This window comes from Treponema berlinense (assembly GCF_052273165.1).
GTDB lineage: Bacteria > Spirochaetota > Spirochaetia > Treponematales > Treponemataceae > Treponema_D > Treponema_D berlinense_A.
Genome location: NZ_DAVZIU010000023.1, coordinates 1 through 17,207 on the forward strand (window position 1 = coordinate 1; position 17,207 = coordinate 17,207).

The window sequence follows — 17,207 nt, forward strand, 5'->3', positions numbered from 1 at the left end:
GCCTGGATTTCTGCATGCTATCGCATGCTGCGGCTTTTGCTTGCGCAAAACCCGTCTATTTACGTGTGCGCTAAAAGCGCACGACCGGGCTTATAGCCCGGATTGGAGCCCCAAAGTTGCCGGAACGGCAATGAGCGCTAGCGAAGGGTGGAAAGCCGGTTTGTGAGATGATTCGCTCCAAATAAAAATATCGGTTATAAACTTGAAAATCTTTAGTTTGCTATATTGATTAAATCTATACAAAAGAATAAAATATTTTGCATTCTACACTAGTGTTATTATGCTCGTGAAGAAAAATGGCAAATTTAGGACTTAAATAAGTCCTTTGGAGGATAAAGTGGTCAAAATCAGACTCAAGAAATTCGGTACAAAAAAGCGTCCGGCTTACCGTATCGTAGTGCAGGATTCACGCAAACCACGTGATGGCACAACAATCGAAGAGATTGGAACTTACGATCCAATCGCAGCAGGAGAACAGTTTTCTGTAAAAGAAGATCGTGCAAAGTACTGGATCAGTGTTGGCGCTCAGCCTTCAGACACTGTACGCAAACTTTTTAGCACAAAAGGCCTTAACAAATAACTGAACTGGAGTAACGGGGAATGGAAAAAGACCTGATTGAATACATTGCAAAATCATTGGTCGATGATCCCAGTGCAGTCTCGGTAACTGAAACCGAGGGTGAGCGTGGTCCTGTTTTGGAACTTCGTGTTGCCCAGGGTGATATTGGTAAGGTGATCGGTAAATACGGCCGTATTGCAAAAGCTTTGCGTACTGTTTTAAGTGCGTCTGCTTCAAAAGACGGAAGACGTTATAGTCTTGAAATCTTGGATTAGTCAATGGCAGAACAGACTGAACAGTTTATTGTAGGATTTATCCGCGGTTCTCATGGAATTTCGGGTAATATGAAAGTAGAAAGTACTTCCGGTGAATTTGAGCATTTCTATTCAATGAAGGAGGTAACTTTAAGGAACGGTAAGACAGGAGACTCAAAACTTTGTAAGGTTGAGTCGGTTAGTGAAGGCGCCGGTACCTTGTATTTAAAACTCGTGGGAATAGATTCACCCGAAGATGTTCGTAAGCTCAGCGGATGGCAGATTGTAGTACCACGGAAATATGCCAAAAAACTCGGTAAAAACGAGTGGTATATTGAAGACCTTAAAAATTGTGCCCTTAACTTTTATCCTGAACAGGGCGATGACGGATTGGCAGTTTGGACTGCACCTGCTGCAGGTAAACCTGTAACAGTGGGAACAATCACAGACGTAATAGAAGGCGGTTCTGGAAATCTCCTTGAGATTTTGCTGGCCGAGAACTGTGACTTGCTTGCTCAAAACGTCAAATATCTTGCAGACGGAAAAACAGTGAGGACGGTTTACGTTCCATTTAATCCCAATTTTGTAAGAAATATTGACATTAAAAACAAGTGTATCCAGTTGATGCACCTCTGGATTCTGGAGTAATTCCATGAAATTTACTGTGCTGACCTTATTTCCTGAGATTCCGCGCGCATTTTTTGAAGCCTCAATCATGGCGAAGGCGGTTGAAAAGGGAATTATTGCTTACGATTTAGTGAATATCAGGGATTTTGCCTTTGATAAACACAAAACTTGTGATGACAAACCGTATGGAGGCGGAGCCGGTCAGTTGATGATGGCAGAACCTCTCGGGCGCGCATTGGACAGCGTTAAAGCTTACAAAAAGCATGTAATTTATGTTACACCTTCTGGTAAGCCGTTTACACAGTCAAAGGCGCAGGAACTTAGTCAGAAGGACGAAATTGTCCTTATATGCGGAAGATACGAAGGTATTGACCAGCGTATAATTGATGAGTACGTAGATGACGAAATTTCCATTGGAGATTACGTTATGTCTAGCGGAGAAGTAGCCGCAACCGTTGTAATCGATGCTGTTTATCGGTTGGTTGATGATGTTATTACTCACGAATCGCTGGAAGAGGAAAGTTATTCTGGCGGGCTTTTGGAATATCCGCAGTATACTCACCCGAAAGTATACAGGGGAATGGAAGTGCCAGATGTTTTAACTGGTGGCAACCATGAATTGATCCGAAAGTGGCGGCTGAAAAAGCAACTTCAAAAAACGCTTGCAAACAGACCGGACTTAATTGTTCAGGCAAGGTTGAGAGGACAACTTACTTCAGAAGCTGAAAAAATGATTGAGGAGCTGACCGACATGCACTTTCAAAAGCATGAAGGCAGAAAACGCCGTGGCAGAAAAGTTACGGATAAATCAGGAGTATAACAATGGATCTTATTAAGACTATTGAAGAACAGCAGAAAAAAGAAAATGCTTTGCTTTACAAAGTAGGTGATACTGTAGTTGTTCACTTTGAAATTATTGAAGGCAAAGTAAAACGTATTCAGAAATATGAAGGCGTTGTAATTTGCATTAAGGGAGCTGGAGTTCGCAAGACATTTACAGTTCGTAAGACTTCTTACGGCGTAGGTGTTGAACGCGTATTCCCTGTATACAGCCCACGCGTAATCAAGGTAGAAATCTTGAAGACTGGTAAAGTTCGTCAGTCTAAAATTTACTACATCCGCGACAAGGTTGGTAAGGGTGCAAGAATTAAGGAACTTCTTGGACCAAAAGCAAACGCTCGTATTGCTGCATCACGTGCTGCAAACAAAGCTGCTGACATTGCAGAAGCATCAATCAATGCTGACGCAAAAGCTGCTGAAGCACAGGCTGCTGAAGCTGCTGCAAAAGCAAAAAAGAAGTAAGTTAAAACTTTCCTAAGTTTTTTAGCCCGGTTCATAAAAGTTCCGGGTTTTTTTATGTATTCATCGGTTCAGGTTGTAAACGTCAAAAATGATTTTTCTCAAAAAAATGCCTCGTCGCCTTTGCATGACGGAAGTGTTGTTAAGGTTCGTGTAATTTCTAAAGAAAAATCAGGTTTTTATGCGGTGAGTTTTGCAGGACATAAATTTCGGGTTCAATCTCAAAAAATGCTTTTACCCGGACAGGTTTTTAAAGCGCAGATTTTTGTAAAAGACGGAAAAGTTTTTCTAAAAGAAGTTTTGGAAAGCGCAAAAAATAGCGGACTTGAAACTTTTAACCTTAAAAATTTTGATTCTTCCAATCCCAACTTAAAAAATATGCTCATAAAACTTGGACTTCCTGTGGTTCCTGAAAGCTTGCAGTTGATTCAGTTTGCGCTAGAAATGGGAATAAAAATTGAATCTTCAAAATTAAAAAAATCCATTTTTCACGGACAAAAAAACGGAAAAAAAGATATTCAAAAATCGCAGGTTGCACTTTTACTCGAAGAAAAAGGTCTTTCCCCGACAGATTTTGCAGTTGAAGCGGTTTCAAGAAATTTTTACGATGAAGAAAATTCTGAAAAAAAAGATAGAGAGAATGACGGAAATTCTTTTTTTGAAAAAAAGTCTGGCAAAAAATCTGACGAAAAATCTGACGAAAAATCTGATAAAAACTCTGGCGAAGGAAAAATAAATTCAGATGACATAAAAGAATATTTTGAAAGCGTTTTTGAAAGTTCCCAAAGAAATGAATGTGGACCGCTTTCTTTATTCAATTCGCTAAAACCAAAGAACAGCGTCGAAAGCCATTGGATTGTTCTGCCGTTTGAATGGAGCTTTGACGGTTACTTTGGAGTAATTAGAGTTTTGCTTTCCGCTGATAAAAAATGCATTAAGAAGTTGCTAATAAATTGTAAGAATTCACAGAAATCCTATTCATTTGTGTTATATTTAAATGAAAGCAAAGTAAAGGCAATAAAATTTGCGTTAAAAAATGCTTCTGACAGTGTTTTGCATTTTATGAACCAAAAGTTAAAAACATTTTTTCCCTTGAGTTCTGTAGAATCGGCAGATTTTGAAGAACTTGAAGGTTTTGCAGCAGAAAATACGGAACTTGGTATTTTTGATGGAGAAGCGTAATGGAAAAAAAACAAAAAGCCGTCTGTCTGAAATATCCAGAAAAGGCCGCTGCTCCGTTCATTGCAGCAAAGGGACAAGGTTTTACAGCAGAAAGAATGCTTGAAATTGCCAGGCAAAACAAAATTCCTGTTGTAGAAAACGAAAACCTTACAAATGTGCTTTCTGTGGAAAATGTTGGACAGATAATTCCAGAAAGCCTGTACGAAGCGATTGCGAATATTTTTGCTTTTATTTCATCGACAGAAAGGAAGATGTAATTATGACAGCAATGAGTTCCGTTCTTGACAAAAAGTATTTGAAAATTCCCTGTTCAGAAATCCAGTTGGGAGCACGTTTTTCTGCGCCTCTTTTTTTTGAAGATGGAAAGAATATGTTTTTGGCAGAGCGAAAAACCGCAAAACAGTACCATATCGATGCCTTAAAACGCTGGAAAATTCCATATCTTTTGTCTTTTGGCCACAAAATTGACAGCGAAAATTTAGCTCTAGACGAGAATTTCGATGACGTTTCAGAAGTCGAAGAATTAGAGGAAATTTAGCGGTTTGATAAAACTCTCTGATTCTATTCTTTCGGACTTTCCCTCAAAACGAAACGTTGGAACTGACGGAGAAAACAGGGCCGCTTTGTTTTTAGAATCAAGAGGTTATACGATTATTGCCCGTAATTGGCGGACAAGATTCGGAGAAATTGATATAATAGCACAAAAATCAGACTTGCTCGTTTTTGCAGAAGTAAAAACCTTGCCGAGTGGCGGACTTGAAACGCTTGCGCATGAATTAAATCTGAGAAAGCAGAAAAGAATAATCGAAACTTCTAAATTCTTTCTTGCAAAACATCGACAATATAGTAACAGCAAAATTCGTTTTGACGTTCTGGCAATTGATGTGCCAGAGCTAGAACCTGTTTATCATATTGAAGATGCTTTCTCGGAGCTTGTATGACTGCAATTTCAAAATCTGTAAATAACCAGTTTTCTGACCGTGTGTTGGAGTTGAGACGGAAAATTCATGATTCAGAATACGTGGATTCTGCCGTGCAGCGCATTGCGCAGGTTTTAAGCCGAAAATTGGTTGAAGATAGCGAGCCTGTATACGACGGGAGAAAACATGGTACGAGATAATCATCGCCGTGGTAAAAATCGCGGAAACTGGAATTCAAAAAATTCTTCTTCTCATGGAGAAAATTCTAATTCAAATAATTACCAGAACGGCTCAAATTCTTTTAATAAAAATTCAAAACAAGAAAAAAATCGTCTTTCTTTTGCTCAAAGAACCGTAACGAGTGCGGAAATTCAAAAACAGGCAGAAGCAATCAGGGCTTTTAAAACAGCAGTGGTAAAATGCGCAATCTGTGGAGAACAGATAAACGATATGGCAAGCGCAATAAATAACCGTGAAGACGGAAGTCCTGTCCATTTTGACTGCGTTTTAAAACAACTTTCTGAGCAGGCAAAACCAGGACCAAACGAAAAAGTCACTTACATTGGAAACGGAAAATTTGCAGTTCTTCATTTTGAGAACGTTCACGACATGCGTCATTTTTCAATTGTAAAAGAAATTGAATGGGAAGCGCGGGACAGCGAACGCGGAGAATGGAGGAACACAATGGCTTCCCTTTACTCACAGGTTAAATAAAGTTTTTATGTTTTTATCCACAAGTTCGCTCAATTGCTGCGGACTTGTTTTTCTTGCATTTGCAACAAAATTATAGCATTGTTCGATTAAGACAGGAGTATTTGTCTGCCCTCTGAACGGAACTGGCGCCAAATAAGGAGCATCTGTTTCCATTAAAATGCGGTCGTCAGGAACGTAGCGGAGCAAGGCGAGCATTTCTTCCATTTTTGATTTTTTAGTGTAAGTTGTTCCGCCACCAAAAGCCAGATACCAGCCTTCATCCAAAAATTTTCTTGCTTCTTCTAGTCCATAACTGTAGCAGTGAATAATTCCGTTGTGAAAATCCATATTTTTGAGGCAGTCGATTGTGCCTTCAAAAGCGTCACGACTGTGCACAATCAGAGGAAGCTCCATTTTTTTTGAAAGCTCAATTTGCATCTGAAAAAGCTCCAGCTCTCCGTTGAATGTTTTTTTGTCAAAATCTTTTTCGCACCGGCCGTCGGCTCCCGAAGGGTTCCAGTGGTGGTCAAGTCCGCATTCTCCGATTGCAATGATTTTTTTAGGACCGTTTTTGTTAAAAAGCCTTATGTTTTCTTCAAGCCGGGCAATATCTTCGTCTCTATTTTTAATTGCGCCGACATCAGGCCAGATTCCTGCCGAAAACTGAATGAATTTCTCTGTTTTTTTCTTGAATTCGTCCGAAAGTCCAAAAATTGCACCGTCGATTGCATTTTTTCGTGGAAAAAGGTCGTCTGCCTTAGTTCCAATATCCAGACCAAAAAAAGTGTCGCGCTCAGCCAAAGCCCTAAGAATTGCTTGACCGTCAAGTTTGCGTTCTTCTGTAAGATGATGAAAATGAAAATGAGTATCACTGAACATAGTTCGATTTTATCAAAATTCACAGTGTTGTAAAATAGAGTGCAAATTTTTAATCTGGGGGCATTTTGCTTTGCAAAACCGGCATGTTCCGCACTTGCGCTTTCGCTCCAGCCGCTTCCCTCACTCCATTTTATTCCGTTCAGTCCAGTGGCCGCCTCCGGCGGTGCTCCATATGCCTTGCCAGGAAAAAATCTTACAAATCTAAAAACTGGCTTGAAAAATTATCTTGTATTTGCTACACTATTCAAGTTGTTTTTCTTTACGAAAGATAATGCCGAGATGGTGGAATAGGTAGACACAAGGGACTTAAAATCCCTCGGCAAGTCAAACGGCCGTGCCGGTTCGATTCCGGTTCTCGGCAAAAAAGGCTTCTGCATTGCAGAAGCCTTTTTTGTTTTTAGACTACAAATCCAGCAGTTGTGCGTATGCTTTTAGAGCACCGTCTGTTTCTTTTGCAAGCACTTTTTTTGCAAGTTTTTTTCCGAGCTGTACGCCTTCCTGGTCAAAACTGTTGATATTCCATACAAATCCCTGGAACATTACTTTGTTTTCGTAGTGGGAGAGAAGCGCTCCGAGTGTTTTTGGGTTGAGTTCTGAGCCGTAAATGAGGCTTGAAGGTCTTCCACCAGCAAATGCCTTGTTTGGATCTGCGTCAGTTTTTCCGCAGGCAAATGCCATTATTTGTGCCGTAACGTTTGCGTCGAGTTTTTGCTGGCTTGTTGAGCCTTCGATTGTTACGTCAACCTTTGTTTGGTTGTTTTTGAACGCAATAAACTGGAGAGGAACTATATTTGTTCCCTGATGCAAAAGCTGGTAGAACGAATGCTGTCCGTTTGTTCCTGGTTCTCCAAAAATTACAGGACCAGTAACATAGTCAATTTTTTGACCAAAACGATTTACAGACTTTCCGTTTGATTCCATATCGAGCTGTTGCAAGTGAGCAGGAAAACGGCTCAAGGCCTGGCTATACGGAAGAACAGCTGTTGACGGATATTCCTGAACATTACGTTCGTAAATGCCAATCAAGGCGTCTAGCAAAGCAGAATTCTCCTGAATTTTTGGGTTTGCAGCAAGCCTGTCTTCTTCGGCGGCTCCTTCCAAAAAATCTGCAAATACATTTGCTCCGAATGCAAGGGAAAGAACTGCTCCTCCGACAGCAGAAGTAGAAGAATAGCGTCCTCCGATGTAGTCGTCCATGTAAAAGGCTTCGAGATAGTCTGGATTGTGGGCTAAAGGCGAGGTTTCGCTGGTGACTGCAATCATGTGCCGGGCAGGATTTAAGCCTGCTTTTTTGAGCGCGTCTTTTACGAAGGCTTCGTTTGTAAGAGTTTCGAGGGTGGTTCCAGATTTTGAAACGAGGATAAATATTGAGCGTGAAATATCTGTCGAATTTAAAACTGCCGAGGCGTCATCAGGATCAACATTTGAAATAAACTTGGCTTCCATTTTGAAGAAATTATTTGCTTTTGCCCAGTTTTCGAGAGCAAGATACATTGCTCTTGGACCTAAGTCGCTACCGCCGATACCGATTTGAACGACAGTCGTAAAAGTTTCTCCTTTTTCGTTTGTGAGTTTTCCTAAATGAATTTTTTCTGCAAAATCTGCAATTTTTTTCTGTTCAGTTTTGTAAAATTCGCGTTTGTCTGCTCCATCTGCAACAACCTTGTCTCCAAGTTGTCCGCGGGTAAGGTGGTGTAGAACAAGACGTTTTTCTCCAGTGTTTACGACTTCGCCGTTGTAAAGAGCTTCGAATTTTTGAATGAGCTGCGCTTCGTCTGAAAGTTCAGCGAGAACTTTTAGAATTTTTTCATCAACCTGCTTTGCTGCGTAGTTGTAAATAAGACCTGCACCCATTTTTACGGAAAAATCTTTTACGCGTTTTTGAGCTTCTGGTGAAGAGAGTTCCTGCGCAATATTTACCGCACCTTTTAAAGACTGTAGTTTTTTGAATGATTCGAGGGAAGAAAGATTTTCCCAGTTTATGTTTTTTTCTGAAACCGACATAGTTTTTATTTTAGTTCTCCCATAAAAAGTCAAGATTAAAACTTCAGTTTTAGAATTGACTTTTTTAAGTTGTTTCGCAAGGAAGTGAGAAACAACAGATTATAAGAAAGTTTGCAACGCAAACTTGCAAAGATAAAAACAGACGCCATTTTCGGCTGTTTTTATTATGCCTCCTTTTGATTTTTTGTTTGACAGACAGCAATGCCTGTGTTTATAAAATAGATTAATCTATTATAGCACAAAAACTATTCGCAAGGAAAATGTTTTTGCTTACGGAATACTTACCCCGGATATTAGGGGCGGCTGTGCCGTTGCCGTAAGGCAATGAGCGCGTAGCGAACCCCGGTTAGCCGGCCGTGTCGGAAAAATGCGGTACGGTTTTTATTCAAAAATATGATATAATCGTTTTATGAGCCAGACAGAAAGAATTCTTTTTATTGACCGAAAACTGCGTTCGTGCGGAAATTTTACGGTTAAGGAAGTTGCCGATTATTTTGAAGTGAGCGATCGGCAGGTTAAACGTGATATTGAATATATGCGCGACCGTTTTGAAGCTCCGATTGAATGGAATTTTAAAGAAAAAAAATACGTTTATTCTTGCAGTTTTGAAAGACTTAAATTTGCAGACCAGCATTTGATTTTGGCTTATCTTTCGATGCAGTCAATGCTCAAAAATGCAAATTATTTTCCGGCTGTAAGTAGCGAACTTTTGCAGAATTTGAAGAGCCAGATTCCAAAAGATTATTTGAAGGTTTGCGGGCGGATTTTGTACGAAATTCCAGCAGCGGAAAGTCTGGAGCCTGAAATTTTTACAGGAATTTGTGGCGCAATGCGGGATTTGCTCTGCCTTGAGCTTGTTTACACTAATACGAAAAATGAGCTTTCTGAGCGGATTTTTGAACCGTGCAACCTTATAAATTACGGCGGAAACTGGTATGTCGTCGGTTTTGACTATTTGAGAAATGAAATTCGCACTTTTAATGTTGCAAGAATAAAAAAACTTTCGTTGACAAAAAAGTCTTTTGAAAAACACGGAAACGATTTTGAGCAAAAACTGAAAAATTATATTGAAAACGGTTTTGGAATTTTTCTTGGCGAAAAAACAGAAAACGTAAAAATCAGGTTTTATGGAAAAGCGGTTCAGATTGTAAAAACTCAAAAATGGCATCCGAAGCAGGTTATGTCGGAAAAATTTGACGGAGAAGGCGGAGAAAAAGATTTTTTGGAATTAAATTTTCCTGCTGCCGATATGACGGAAGTTTTGTTTAAAATCTTGAGTTTTGGAAAGAATGCTGTTCCGCTTGAACCTCAAAATCTGGTTGATTTGTGGAAAGCGGAAATCAGAAAAATGTACGAAATTGCCGGGGTTTGACAGGTAAAACTGCCGTTTTGAGCGGAAAGTTTTGTTTACGCCGGGCAGCTTTCGTGGCTTTGTGTTGCGGTTTTTTGAATTTCCTGCGTTTTTGCTGGAGAGGAAATCATTTCGTGGAGGGTTCGCCAGCCTAGTTCTGCGCATTTTACGCGACTTGGCATGTGCGAAATGTCTTCGAGAGAGGCTGCTTCGTCGAGCTGTTCAATCTGTTCTTTGCTTGCCGTTCCGTGAATCATTCCTGTAAAAATATCGTAGAGTTTTTTGGCTTCTTCTGTAGTTTTTCCGATTACAAGATCTAGCATCATGTCTACGCTTGCCTGGCTGATTGCGCAACCCGAACCTGTGTATGAGCCGTCAGTAATTATTCCATCTTTTGTTTTTAGATAGAGCACAATGTTGTCGCCACAACTTGGGTTTACACCGTGCAGTTTAAGGGTGGCTTCGTCCATCTGCGTTTTGTGGGCGGGATTTACGTTATGGTCGTTTAATATTTCTCTATAAAGTTCTTTTGTATTCATTTTCTTCATTATAAAGAATTATTAATTATTGTACAAACGGCGAATCGACAGTTATTACGCAATTGATGTCGCTGTAACTGTCTTTTATAAGTTTTGAAACTTTTGATTTTAGGGTTTTGTCTGAAAGCGGGCAGTCGAACGGTTTTACAATGTCAAAAATAAGGTTTGTATGTTTAGAGCCTGGAACGAGCCTTACATCGTGAAATTTAAGGTCGTCGTCGATTTTCGGCAATTCGTTGAGCATGAAAAGTTTTATTTGGTTCAGTCTTTCGTTTTTTACGTCGATTGGATCCATGTGGATTACGGCGACGCAGTTAAATTTTTTTGAAAGTGCGATTTCTGTCTCGTCGATAACTTCGTGAAGTTCAAAAATATCTCTGTCGCCAGGAACTTCTGCATGAAGGCTCAGAAGAAGTCGTCCAGGTCCGTAGTCGTGGACAATCAAATCGTGCATTCCGCAGATTGGTTTATGGCGCAAAACTTCGGTCTGAATTTGCATTACAAATTCTTTTGTAGGCGCTTTTCCCAAAAGTGGGGCAATCGTTTCTTTTGCGCTTTCCCAGCCTGTGCGCAAAATAAAAACTGCAACTAAAATTCCTGCAAGACCGTCAACAGGAAAACTTACAAATTTTCCAGCAATTGTCGCAATTATGACTGTAAGAGTTGAAATACAGTCGCTTAAACTGTCTTTTGCCACTGCTTCAAGTGCAACCGAATTGATTTTTTTTGCGGTGATGTGGTTGTAAAAGTACATGTAGCATTTTACGGCGATTGCAGTGAGCATTACTGCGATTGAAAAAATTCCAGAAGAAAGTTCTGGCGGATTAAATAGAGAGAGAACTGAAGATTTTAAAAGTTCAAATCCCATGAGCAAAATCAAAAAACTGATTATAAGACCGGAAATGTATTCAAGTCTTCCGTGCCCAAAAGGGTGAGAATGGTCAGGCTCTTTTGAAGAAAGTTTAAATCCAAAAAGTTGAATTATTGAGCTTGCGGCGTCGGACAGGTTGTTGAAGGCGTCTGCCGTGATTGCAACGCTTTTAGAAATTAAGCCTGCGATAAATTTTGAGGCAAAAAGGAGAGTATTAAAAAAAATACCTGCGAATGCGCACAAAGTTCCATAGGCAAGCCGAACTTTTGAGTCGCAGTAATTTTTGTGATTTTTTATGAAGAGTTTTGCAAGCAGTGTGATCATATCAAAAAGTATAGCGTTTTTGCTTTAGAGAGAGAAAGGTAATCTTTGTAAGCAAAAAACAACGTTTTTTTAGATTTTTACAATCAGTTTTTGTAACCTGACCATTCCCTTAACTTTGCAACTTTTGACAGGAAAAAGTCGATTTCTTTTTCAGTGTTGTAAAAGTACAAAGAAGCCCTTGCGGTTGCTGGAACTCCAAGAAAAGCGCCTAGTGGCTGCGCACAATGATGGCCTGCTCGGATTGCAATTTTTTCGTCAGAAAGAAGGGTCGCAATGTCGTGAGGATGAACTCCATCAACCGTAAAAGTTACAATTCCGCAACGTTTGTTTCCATCTTTGTTTCCAACGATAGAAACGTGAGGAATTTTCTTTAAGCCTTCGATAAGCTTTATCGCAAGTAGATTGTCGTGTTTTGAAATATTTTCAATTCCGACTGACTGAATGTATTTTACTGCCGCTGCAAAACCAGCCGCATCGCCAGCGCTTACAGTTCCTGCTTCAAATTTGTGCGGAACTTCTGCCCAGGTAGCTTCTGTTTCCGTAACATATTCAATCATTTCCCCACCACGCAAAAATGGAGGCATGCTTTCCAAAAGGTTAATTTTTCCGTAAAGCGCGCCGATTCCCATTGGACCGCAGAGCTTGTGCGAACTCATTGCAAAAAAATCGGCATCGAGAGCCTGAACGTCAACTTTTATGTGAGGAGAAGACTGTGCCCCGTCAACAACGATTACAGCACCGTTTTTGTGCGCAATTTCTGCAATTTTTTTTATTGGATTTGTAGTTCCCAAAACGTTAGAAACCTGTGCAATTGCGACAATTTTTGTTTTTGGAGTGATTTTTGCAAATTCACTTTCTGGAATTTCGCCACTTTCCTTGTCGACATACATAAATTTCAGAGTTGCGCCTTTTTGGGAACATACAAACTGCCAGGGCAAAATATTCGAGTGGTGTTCCATAATCGAAACGACGATTTCATCTCCAGCCTGAACATTTTGCATTCCATAAGTGTAAGCAACCAAATTCAAACTTTCGGACGAATTTCGTGTAAAAATAATTTCTCTTGCCTCTTTTGCATTGATAAAATTTGCAACTGTTGAACGGGCATCTTCGTAAATTTTAGTAGCGCGTTCGCTCAAATCGTAAATTCCCCGCAGAGGATTGGCATTGTTTTGAGCGTAAAAAGAATTCATAGCCTCAAGAACGCAAAAAGGACGCTGTGCAGTTGCTGCCGTGTCTAAATAAATAAGCGAATTGTTCAAATCCGAGTTTTTTTCATCTATTGATTTAAATAATGGAAAATCTTTTCTAAAGTCATTCATAATTAAAGCCAATTATAGTAATTTTTCCATTTTTTGAAAACAGTGCAAGTTTTTAAATTTTTAGAGCGTATTTTTTTCTTGTCGCAACCTGGTATTTCGGCTTCGTTGTGCTCCTTGTTGTCGCGAAATTTACCGGCTTTTGATAATCAGCATACTTTGCATCAAAAAAATGCTGTCCTTTGTTGAAGAAGTTGATATGTACCTCTTTTATTTTTTTCAGTAAAAGGGGTAAATATCACTTTAAGGACAGCTCAAAATGTTACATTTTAGCAAGATATGGCACTAGGACAAGGTTCATTGCTTCTTTTAAGACCTGTAAGGTTGCCTTAGCAAGCGTAAGACGCGCTTTTTTTGTATTTTCATCTTCTGCCGAAAGAATCGGACAGTTCTGGTAGAATTTTGCAAATAGCTTTGAAATATCGTAAAGATATGCTGCAACTACAGACGGGTCCTTGTTTGTGGCTGATTTTGCAATTACCTGAGGATATTCACCAAGGCGTTTTGAAAGATCCCATTCTTCCGCAGCCTTTAAGAATACTGCGGCGTCTTTTGCTTCGAGCGGAGAGATTCCGTCGTTTTCTGCTTTTCTTAAAATCGAAGCAATGCGTGCTCCCATGTACTGTAAATAAGGACCTGTGTTTCCGTTAAAACTCAAGCTTTCTTCAGGATTAAAAATCATGTCTTTTACAGGACTTACCTGAATCAAATAATAGTGAAGGGCGGCAAGCGCAACTTTTTCTGCTACATCGTCCGCATCACCGACATCATCTTCCCGGCCGCGCTCTTTAATTGCTTTGAGGGCATCTGCGTGTAGCGAGTCGATAAGGTCGTCTGCATCGACAACTGTTCCTTCGCGGCTCTTCATTCTTCCGTTTGGTAAATTTACAAGACCGTAACTCAAGTGGTAGAGCTTGTTTGCCCATTCAAAGCCAAGTTTTTTTAGAATATAGAATAAAACTTTAAAGTGGAAAATCTGTTCAGAAGCAACAACGTAAATCAACTGGTTGAACGGCCAGTCGTTGTGTCTGCTGATTGCAGTTCCAATGTCCTGAGTTATGTAAACAGAAGTTCCGTCTTTTCTTAAGAGAACCTTTTCGTGGTCTTCTCCGTCTTTTCCTTTTCCGACTGCTTCTGTTACATCAACTCTCACAGAACCATCTTCTGCCTTAAAGAAGATGCCTTTTTCGAGACCTTTTGCAATTTCGTCCTTGCCTTTAAGGTATGTTTCGCTTTCAAAATAGAATTTATCAAAACTGACGCCCGTTCTTTTATAAGTTTCGTTTACTCCATTAAAAGTCCAATCGTTCATTGTCTTCCAGAGCGCGCGAATTTCTGGATCTCCAGCTTCCCATTTTACGAGCATTTCTTCTGCCTGCTGTTGTGCCTGTGGATGCGCTGTTTCTGGTTTGTCTTTTTCGCCTTTTAAGTATTTTTCGAATTCAACATAGCACTGACCGACAAAATGGTCGCCCTTCATTCCGAGAGTTTCTGGAGTGTCGCCGTTTTTTTCGTGGAAAAGTTTGTAGGCGAGCATAGACTTGCAGATGTGAATTCCGCGGTTATTTATAATATTTACCTTGTAAACTTCGGCACCTGCTTTTTTTAAGATTCTGCTTACAGATTCGCCGAGAGCATCGTTTCTCATGTGTCCGAGATGCAACGGTTTATTTGTGTTTGGAGAAGAGAACTCCACCATGATTTTTTCGCCTTCCAGAAGCGGTTTTCCGTTTTCTCCAAGAGAACCGTAAGAATCTTTTTCATCTTCTATTTTTGAAAGGATTGAAGCGAGGGCTTTTTCTTTGTCAAGTTTTACATTTACGTAAGGGCCGACATTCAAAATTGTTCCGAATGAAGACGCTTTTTCGCCGATTTTCTGAACAACTTCCTGTGCGATTGCTGGAGGTGCCATGTGTAGTGATTTTGCAAAGACAAACATTGGAGAACCCAAATCTCCCATTTTTGGATCCGGAGAATCCTGAACAACAACTGTTTCTTCGTTTACTGCCGGTGTTTCAGACAGTTTTTCCTTGATAATTTCATTTATTGCATCTGCAATTAAAGTTCTGAAAATTGATTTTGAATCAGACATTAAAATTTGCTCCTGTGCGGTTTTTAGATGTTCCCTTATAAAATACTTTATGTTATAATACCAAAATATTATGCCGTTTACAATCTGCATTTAAGAATGAAAAATTTCTTTGCTGATAAAAATGGCGTTTTAAGTTTAATAAAAATTTTGGAGTAAAAATAAATGGACGCAGTTGTAATTGAACAGTATATTGGCGATTTGATGTCAAAATCGACGGCGGAATTTCCTGTTTGGAACATCGAAAAAGCTCGTGCCGGAAAAAAATCTGACTGGGATTATATCGACGGCTGTATGATTATGGCTTTGCTTGAAATTTACAGCACAAGCGGCGACAAAAAATACCTTGATTTTTGCGATTATTATGAAGATTACAGAATCCGCGATGACGGAACAATTGACGGTTACGATAAAAACACCTGGAACTGTGATGAGCTCAACGGCGGAAAAAATCTCTTTGTTTTGTACCGCTACACAAATAAAGAAAAATACAAAAAGGCCTTGGATCTCCTTTACGAGCAGGTAAAAGGTCAGCCACGTACTGCCGAAGGAAATTTCTGGCACAAGCAGATTTATCCGAATCAGGTTTGGCTTGACGGTCTTTACATGGCCCAGCCTTTTTACATGGAATACGAAAAACTTTTCAATGATTCAAAAAATATAGAAGATATTTACAACCAGTTTTTTAATGTTTACAAGATTATGCGCGATCCAAAAACAGGACTTTACTATCACTGTTATGACAGTTCAAAAAAAATGTTCTGGGCCGACAAAGAAACTGGCTTGAGTAAAAATTTCTGGCTTCGTTCACTCGGTTGGTTCAGCATGGCGCTTTTGGATACTCTGAATATTGCTCCTGACCGCGGAAGCGAAAACTGGAACAAATTAAAAGATATTTTTATTGACTTGTGCGAAAGTATGCTCAAATTTCAGGACGAAAGCGGAATGTGGTGGCAGGTTCCAAATTATCCAGGAAAAGGAAAGAATTATCTGGAAACTTCTGGTTCTGCAATTTTTGCATATTCACTTTTAAAAGGTTATCGCACAAAAATTCTTGAAGATAAAAAATTTCAGGAAGCAGGAATCAAGGCCTTTGAAGGAATTTGCGATAAATATCTGAATACCGATTCAGGACGTTTAAGCCTTGGCGGAATCTGCCTTGTTGCAGGTTTAGGTCCAGAAAAAGATTTGCGTCGCGACGGAACATTTGATTATTACATGAGTGAACCGATTGTTCAGGACGATGCAAAAGGGGTAGGACCATTCCTTCTTGCTTACAACGAATACAAACAGATAAAAAAATAAAAATCGGGGTAAAATATGAAGTATCTTGTGATTTCGGATATTCACGGAAGTGCAGAGAGCCTGGAAAAAACGCTTGCTTGTTTTGGAAAACAGGCTGATTACCTTTTACTTTGCGGAGATTATCTGAATCACGGGCCTCGCAATCCTTTGCCGGAAGGCTGGAATCCAAAAAAAGTTGCTTCAATTTTGAACGAAAACAAGGAGCGGATTATCTGCGTGCGCGGAAACTGCGATGCGGAAGTTGACGAAATGGTGCTTGAATTCCCATGTCTTTCCGCTTATACGACGGTTTTTGATTCAAACAGAAGAATTTTTGTTCACCACGGACATCTTTACAATCGCGAAAAACTTGAAAACTGGCTTCCAAAAGGGACTTTGATTGTAAGCGGACATACCCACGTTACTGTTTTGGAAAAAAACAACGGTTTTTACTATTTTAATCCAGGTTCGATAAGTCTTCCAAAATGTGATGACGGAAAAACTTGTGGACTTATTGATGTAAGTTCCGATGGAAAAATAAAAGCTGAACTTTATACAATTGAAGGAAAGTTTTTAAGAAGCCTTGATTTTTAAAAGAATCTGATCGGTCAGCGTGTTTTATCAGCTGGCTTCCTTTTGAATTGTTTTTAAGCTTTCTGCATAGCACTCGCAAAAATCATTTATCAGTTTTTGAACTTTTCCTGTAGTTTTTTCGCGTAGAACGTCTTCCAGTTTTTGACCGATTTGTGCAAGTTTTTCCATTGCGAGTTGTCTTGCGGCTCCTTTTACCCGATGCACATACGAAGCCGCCTCTGCATTTTTTTTTGAGAGGACAAGTTCATTTAGTTTCTCTGGCGAAAACTCAACGCTTAAAAAGGTCTGGATTAAAATTGACAGAAGCTCGCTGTCATCTCCGAGCATTTCTAAGGCGATTTTTTTATTAAAAATTTCGGACATATTTTTACAATCTTCTTCCATTTTTTATAGATTTTTAATTCAATTTTTTTGTATGG

General features: G+C 39.6%; 21 protein-coding genes, 1 tRNA gene and 1 pseudogene. 16 read left to right on the forward strand and 7 right to left on the reverse strand.

Annotated features, from left to right (window positions below):
• The first annotated feature begins 337 nt into the window (after positions 1–337).
• The 11 genes and pseudogenes from rpsP (at position 338) to ACT6XC_RS07795 (ending at position 5,555) form a co-directional block, all read left to right on the forward strand.
• Positions 338–580: a 30S ribosomal protein S16 gene (gene rpsP, locus ACT6XC_RS07745; protein WP_234969880.1), complete on the forward strand. Its 243-nt coding sequence runs from the start codon at positions 338–340 to the stop codon at positions 578–580.
• A 20-nt stretch (positions 581–600) separates the two neighbouring features.
• Entirely contained in the window at positions 601–834 is a 234-nt protein-coding gene (locus ACT6XC_RS07750; protein ID WP_078930370.1) for a KH domain-containing protein, read from the forward strand.
• 3 nt (positions 835–837) lie between these two features.
• Positions 838–1,461, forward strand: coding sequence for a ribosome maturation factor RimM (locus ACT6XC_RS07755; protein WP_443738510.1), 624 nt, complete (start codon positions 838–840; stop codon positions 1,459–1,461).
• A 4-nt stretch (positions 1,462–1,465) separates the two neighbouring features.
• On the forward strand, positions 1,466–2,260 hold the full coding sequence (gene trmD / locus ACT6XC_RS07760; RefSeq protein ID WP_078930372.1) for a tRNA (guanosine(37)-N1)-methyltransferase TrmD: 795 nt from the start codon (positions 1,466–1,468) through the stop codon (positions 2,258–2,260).
• A gap of 2 nt (positions 2,261–2,262) precedes the next feature.
• Positions 2,263–2,610: pseudogene (gene rplS / locus ACT6XC_RS07765) on the forward strand (50S ribosomal protein L19); the annotation flags it as partial.
• 186 nt (positions 2,611–2,796) lie between these two features.
• Complete coding sequence (locus ACT6XC_RS07770) at positions 2,797–3,921, forward strand: hypothetical protein (RefSeq protein WP_443741389.1); 1,125 nt, start codon at positions 2,797–2,799, stop codon at positions 3,919–3,921.
• On the forward strand, positions 3,921–4,178 hold the full coding sequence (locus ACT6XC_RS07775) for an EscU/YscU/HrcU family type III secretion system export apparatus switch protein (RefSeq protein WP_443738512.1): 258 nt from the start codon (positions 3,921–3,923) through the stop codon (positions 4,176–4,178). Before ACT6XC_RS07770 ends, ACT6XC_RS07775 begins: the two co-directional genes overlap by 1 nt.
• A 2-nt stretch (positions 4,179–4,180) precedes the next feature.
• A complete protein-coding gene (locus ACT6XC_RS07780) occupies positions 4,181–4,459 on the forward strand; it encodes a phosphohydrolase (RefSeq protein ID WP_443738513.1) in 279 nt (92 codons plus the stop codon).
• Positions 4,460–4,463: 4 nt separating this feature from the next.
• Positions 4,464–4,862: a YraN family protein gene (locus tag ACT6XC_RS07785; RefSeq protein ID WP_443738514.1), complete on the forward strand. Its 399-nt coding sequence runs from the start codon at positions 4,464–4,466 to the stop codon at positions 4,860–4,862.
• The gene (locus ACT6XC_RS07790; protein WP_078930376.1) at positions 4,859–5,041 is read left to right on the forward strand and encodes a hypothetical protein; all 183 of its coding nucleotides are present in this window, start codon (positions 4,859–4,861) and stop codon (positions 5,039–5,041) included. The genes ACT6XC_RS07785 and ACT6XC_RS07790 overlap by 4 nt, the downstream gene beginning before the upstream one ends.
• Positions 5,028–5,555 carry a hypothetical protein gene (locus ACT6XC_RS07795; RefSeq protein WP_443741390.1) on the forward strand — a complete coding sequence of 176 codons (528 nt, stop codon included), beginning with the start codon at positions 5,028–5,030 and terminating at the stop codon, positions 5,553–5,555. Before ACT6XC_RS07790 ends, ACT6XC_RS07795 begins: the two co-directional genes overlap by 14 nt.
• On the opposite strand, the gene ACT6XC_RS07800 is transcribed toward ACT6XC_RS07795, so the two are convergent.
• Entirely contained in the window at positions 5,541–6,413 is an 873-nt protein-coding gene (locus ACT6XC_RS07800) for a TatD family hydrolase (protein WP_443738516.1), read from the reverse strand. The genes ACT6XC_RS07795 and ACT6XC_RS07800 overlap by 15 nt on opposite strands.
• A gap of 39 nt (positions 6,414–6,452) precedes the next feature.
• Here ACT6XC_RS07800 and ACT6XC_RS07805 point away from each other — a divergent pair, with 39 nt between their 5' ends.
• Entirely contained in the window at positions 6,453–6,704 is a 252-nt protein-coding gene (locus ACT6XC_RS07805; RefSeq protein WP_443738517.1) for a hypothetical protein, read from the forward strand.
• Positions 6,687–6,774, forward strand: a tRNA-Leu gene (locus ACT6XC_RS07810). The genes ACT6XC_RS07805 and ACT6XC_RS07810 overlap by 18 nt, the downstream gene beginning before the upstream one ends.
• Before the next feature lie 41 nt (positions 6,775–6,815).
• Here the strand turns inward: ACT6XC_RS07810 and ACT6XC_RS07815 are convergent.
• A complete protein-coding gene (locus ACT6XC_RS07815; protein WP_443741391.1) occupies positions 6,816–8,417 on the reverse strand; it encodes a glucose-6-phosphate isomerase in 1,602 nt (533 codons plus the stop codon).
• A 409-nt stretch (positions 8,418–8,826) separates the two neighbouring features.
• Here ACT6XC_RS07815 and ACT6XC_RS07820 point away from each other — a divergent pair, with 409 nt between their 5' ends.
• Complete coding sequence (locus ACT6XC_RS07820) at positions 8,827–9,789, forward strand: helix-turn-helix transcriptional regulator (protein ID WP_443738519.1); 963 nt, start codon at positions 8,827–8,829, stop codon at positions 9,787–9,789.
• A gap of 35 nt (positions 9,790–9,824) precedes the next feature.
• Here the strand turns inward: ACT6XC_RS07820 and sufU are convergent, their stop codons facing one another.
• The 4 genes from sufU to argS all read right to left on the reverse strand — a co-directional run bounded on the left by sufU (position 9,825) and on the right by argS (position 14,913).
• Positions 9,825–10,307 carry a Fe-S cluster assembly sulfur transfer protein SufU gene (gene sufU, locus ACT6XC_RS07825; protein WP_443738520.1) on the reverse strand — a complete coding sequence of 161 codons (483 nt, stop codon included), beginning with the start codon at positions 10,305–10,307 and terminating at the stop codon, positions 9,825–9,827.
• A gap of 25 nt (positions 10,308–10,332) precedes the next feature.
• A complete protein-coding gene (locus ACT6XC_RS07830; RefSeq protein WP_443738521.1) occupies positions 10,333–11,502 on the reverse strand; it encodes a cation diffusion facilitator family transporter in 1,170 nt (389 codons plus the stop codon).
• 83 nt (positions 11,503–11,585) lie between these two features.
• On the reverse strand, positions 11,586–12,824 hold the full coding sequence (locus tag ACT6XC_RS07835) for an aminotransferase class V-fold PLP-dependent enzyme (RefSeq protein ID WP_443741392.1): 1,239 nt from the start codon (positions 12,822–12,824) through the stop codon (positions 11,586–11,588).
• 259 nt (positions 12,825–13,083) lie between these two features.
• Positions 13,084–14,913, reverse strand: a complete 1,830-nt coding sequence (gene argS / locus ACT6XC_RS07840; RefSeq protein ID WP_443741393.1) for an arginine--tRNA ligase — start codon at positions 14,911–14,913, stop codon at positions 13,084–13,086.
• Positions 14,914–15,075: 162 nt separating this feature from the next.
• On the opposite strand from argS, the gene ACT6XC_RS07845 reads away from it, so the two are divergent.
• Both ACT6XC_RS07845 and yfcE read left to right on the forward strand, forming a co-directional pair.
• Positions 15,076–16,215 carry a glycoside hydrolase family 88/105 protein gene (locus ACT6XC_RS07845; RefSeq protein ID WP_443741394.1) on the forward strand — a complete coding sequence of 380 codons (1,140 nt, stop codon included), beginning with the start codon at positions 15,076–15,078 and terminating at the stop codon, positions 16,213–16,215.
• A gap of 15 nt (positions 16,216–16,230) precedes the next feature.
• Positions 16,231–16,788: a phosphodiesterase gene (gene yfcE / locus ACT6XC_RS07850; protein ID WP_443741395.1), complete on the forward strand. Its 558-nt coding sequence runs from the start codon at positions 16,231–16,233 to the stop codon at positions 16,786–16,788.
• Positions 16,789–16,815: 27 nt separating this feature from the next.
• Here the strand turns inward: yfcE and ACT6XC_RS07855 are convergent, their stop codons facing one another.
• Complete coding sequence (locus ACT6XC_RS07855; RefSeq protein WP_443738526.1) at positions 16,816–17,172, reverse strand: Hpt domain-containing protein; 357 nt, start codon at positions 17,170–17,172, stop codon at positions 16,816–16,818.
• Positions 17,173–17,207: the final 35 nt, after the last annotated feature.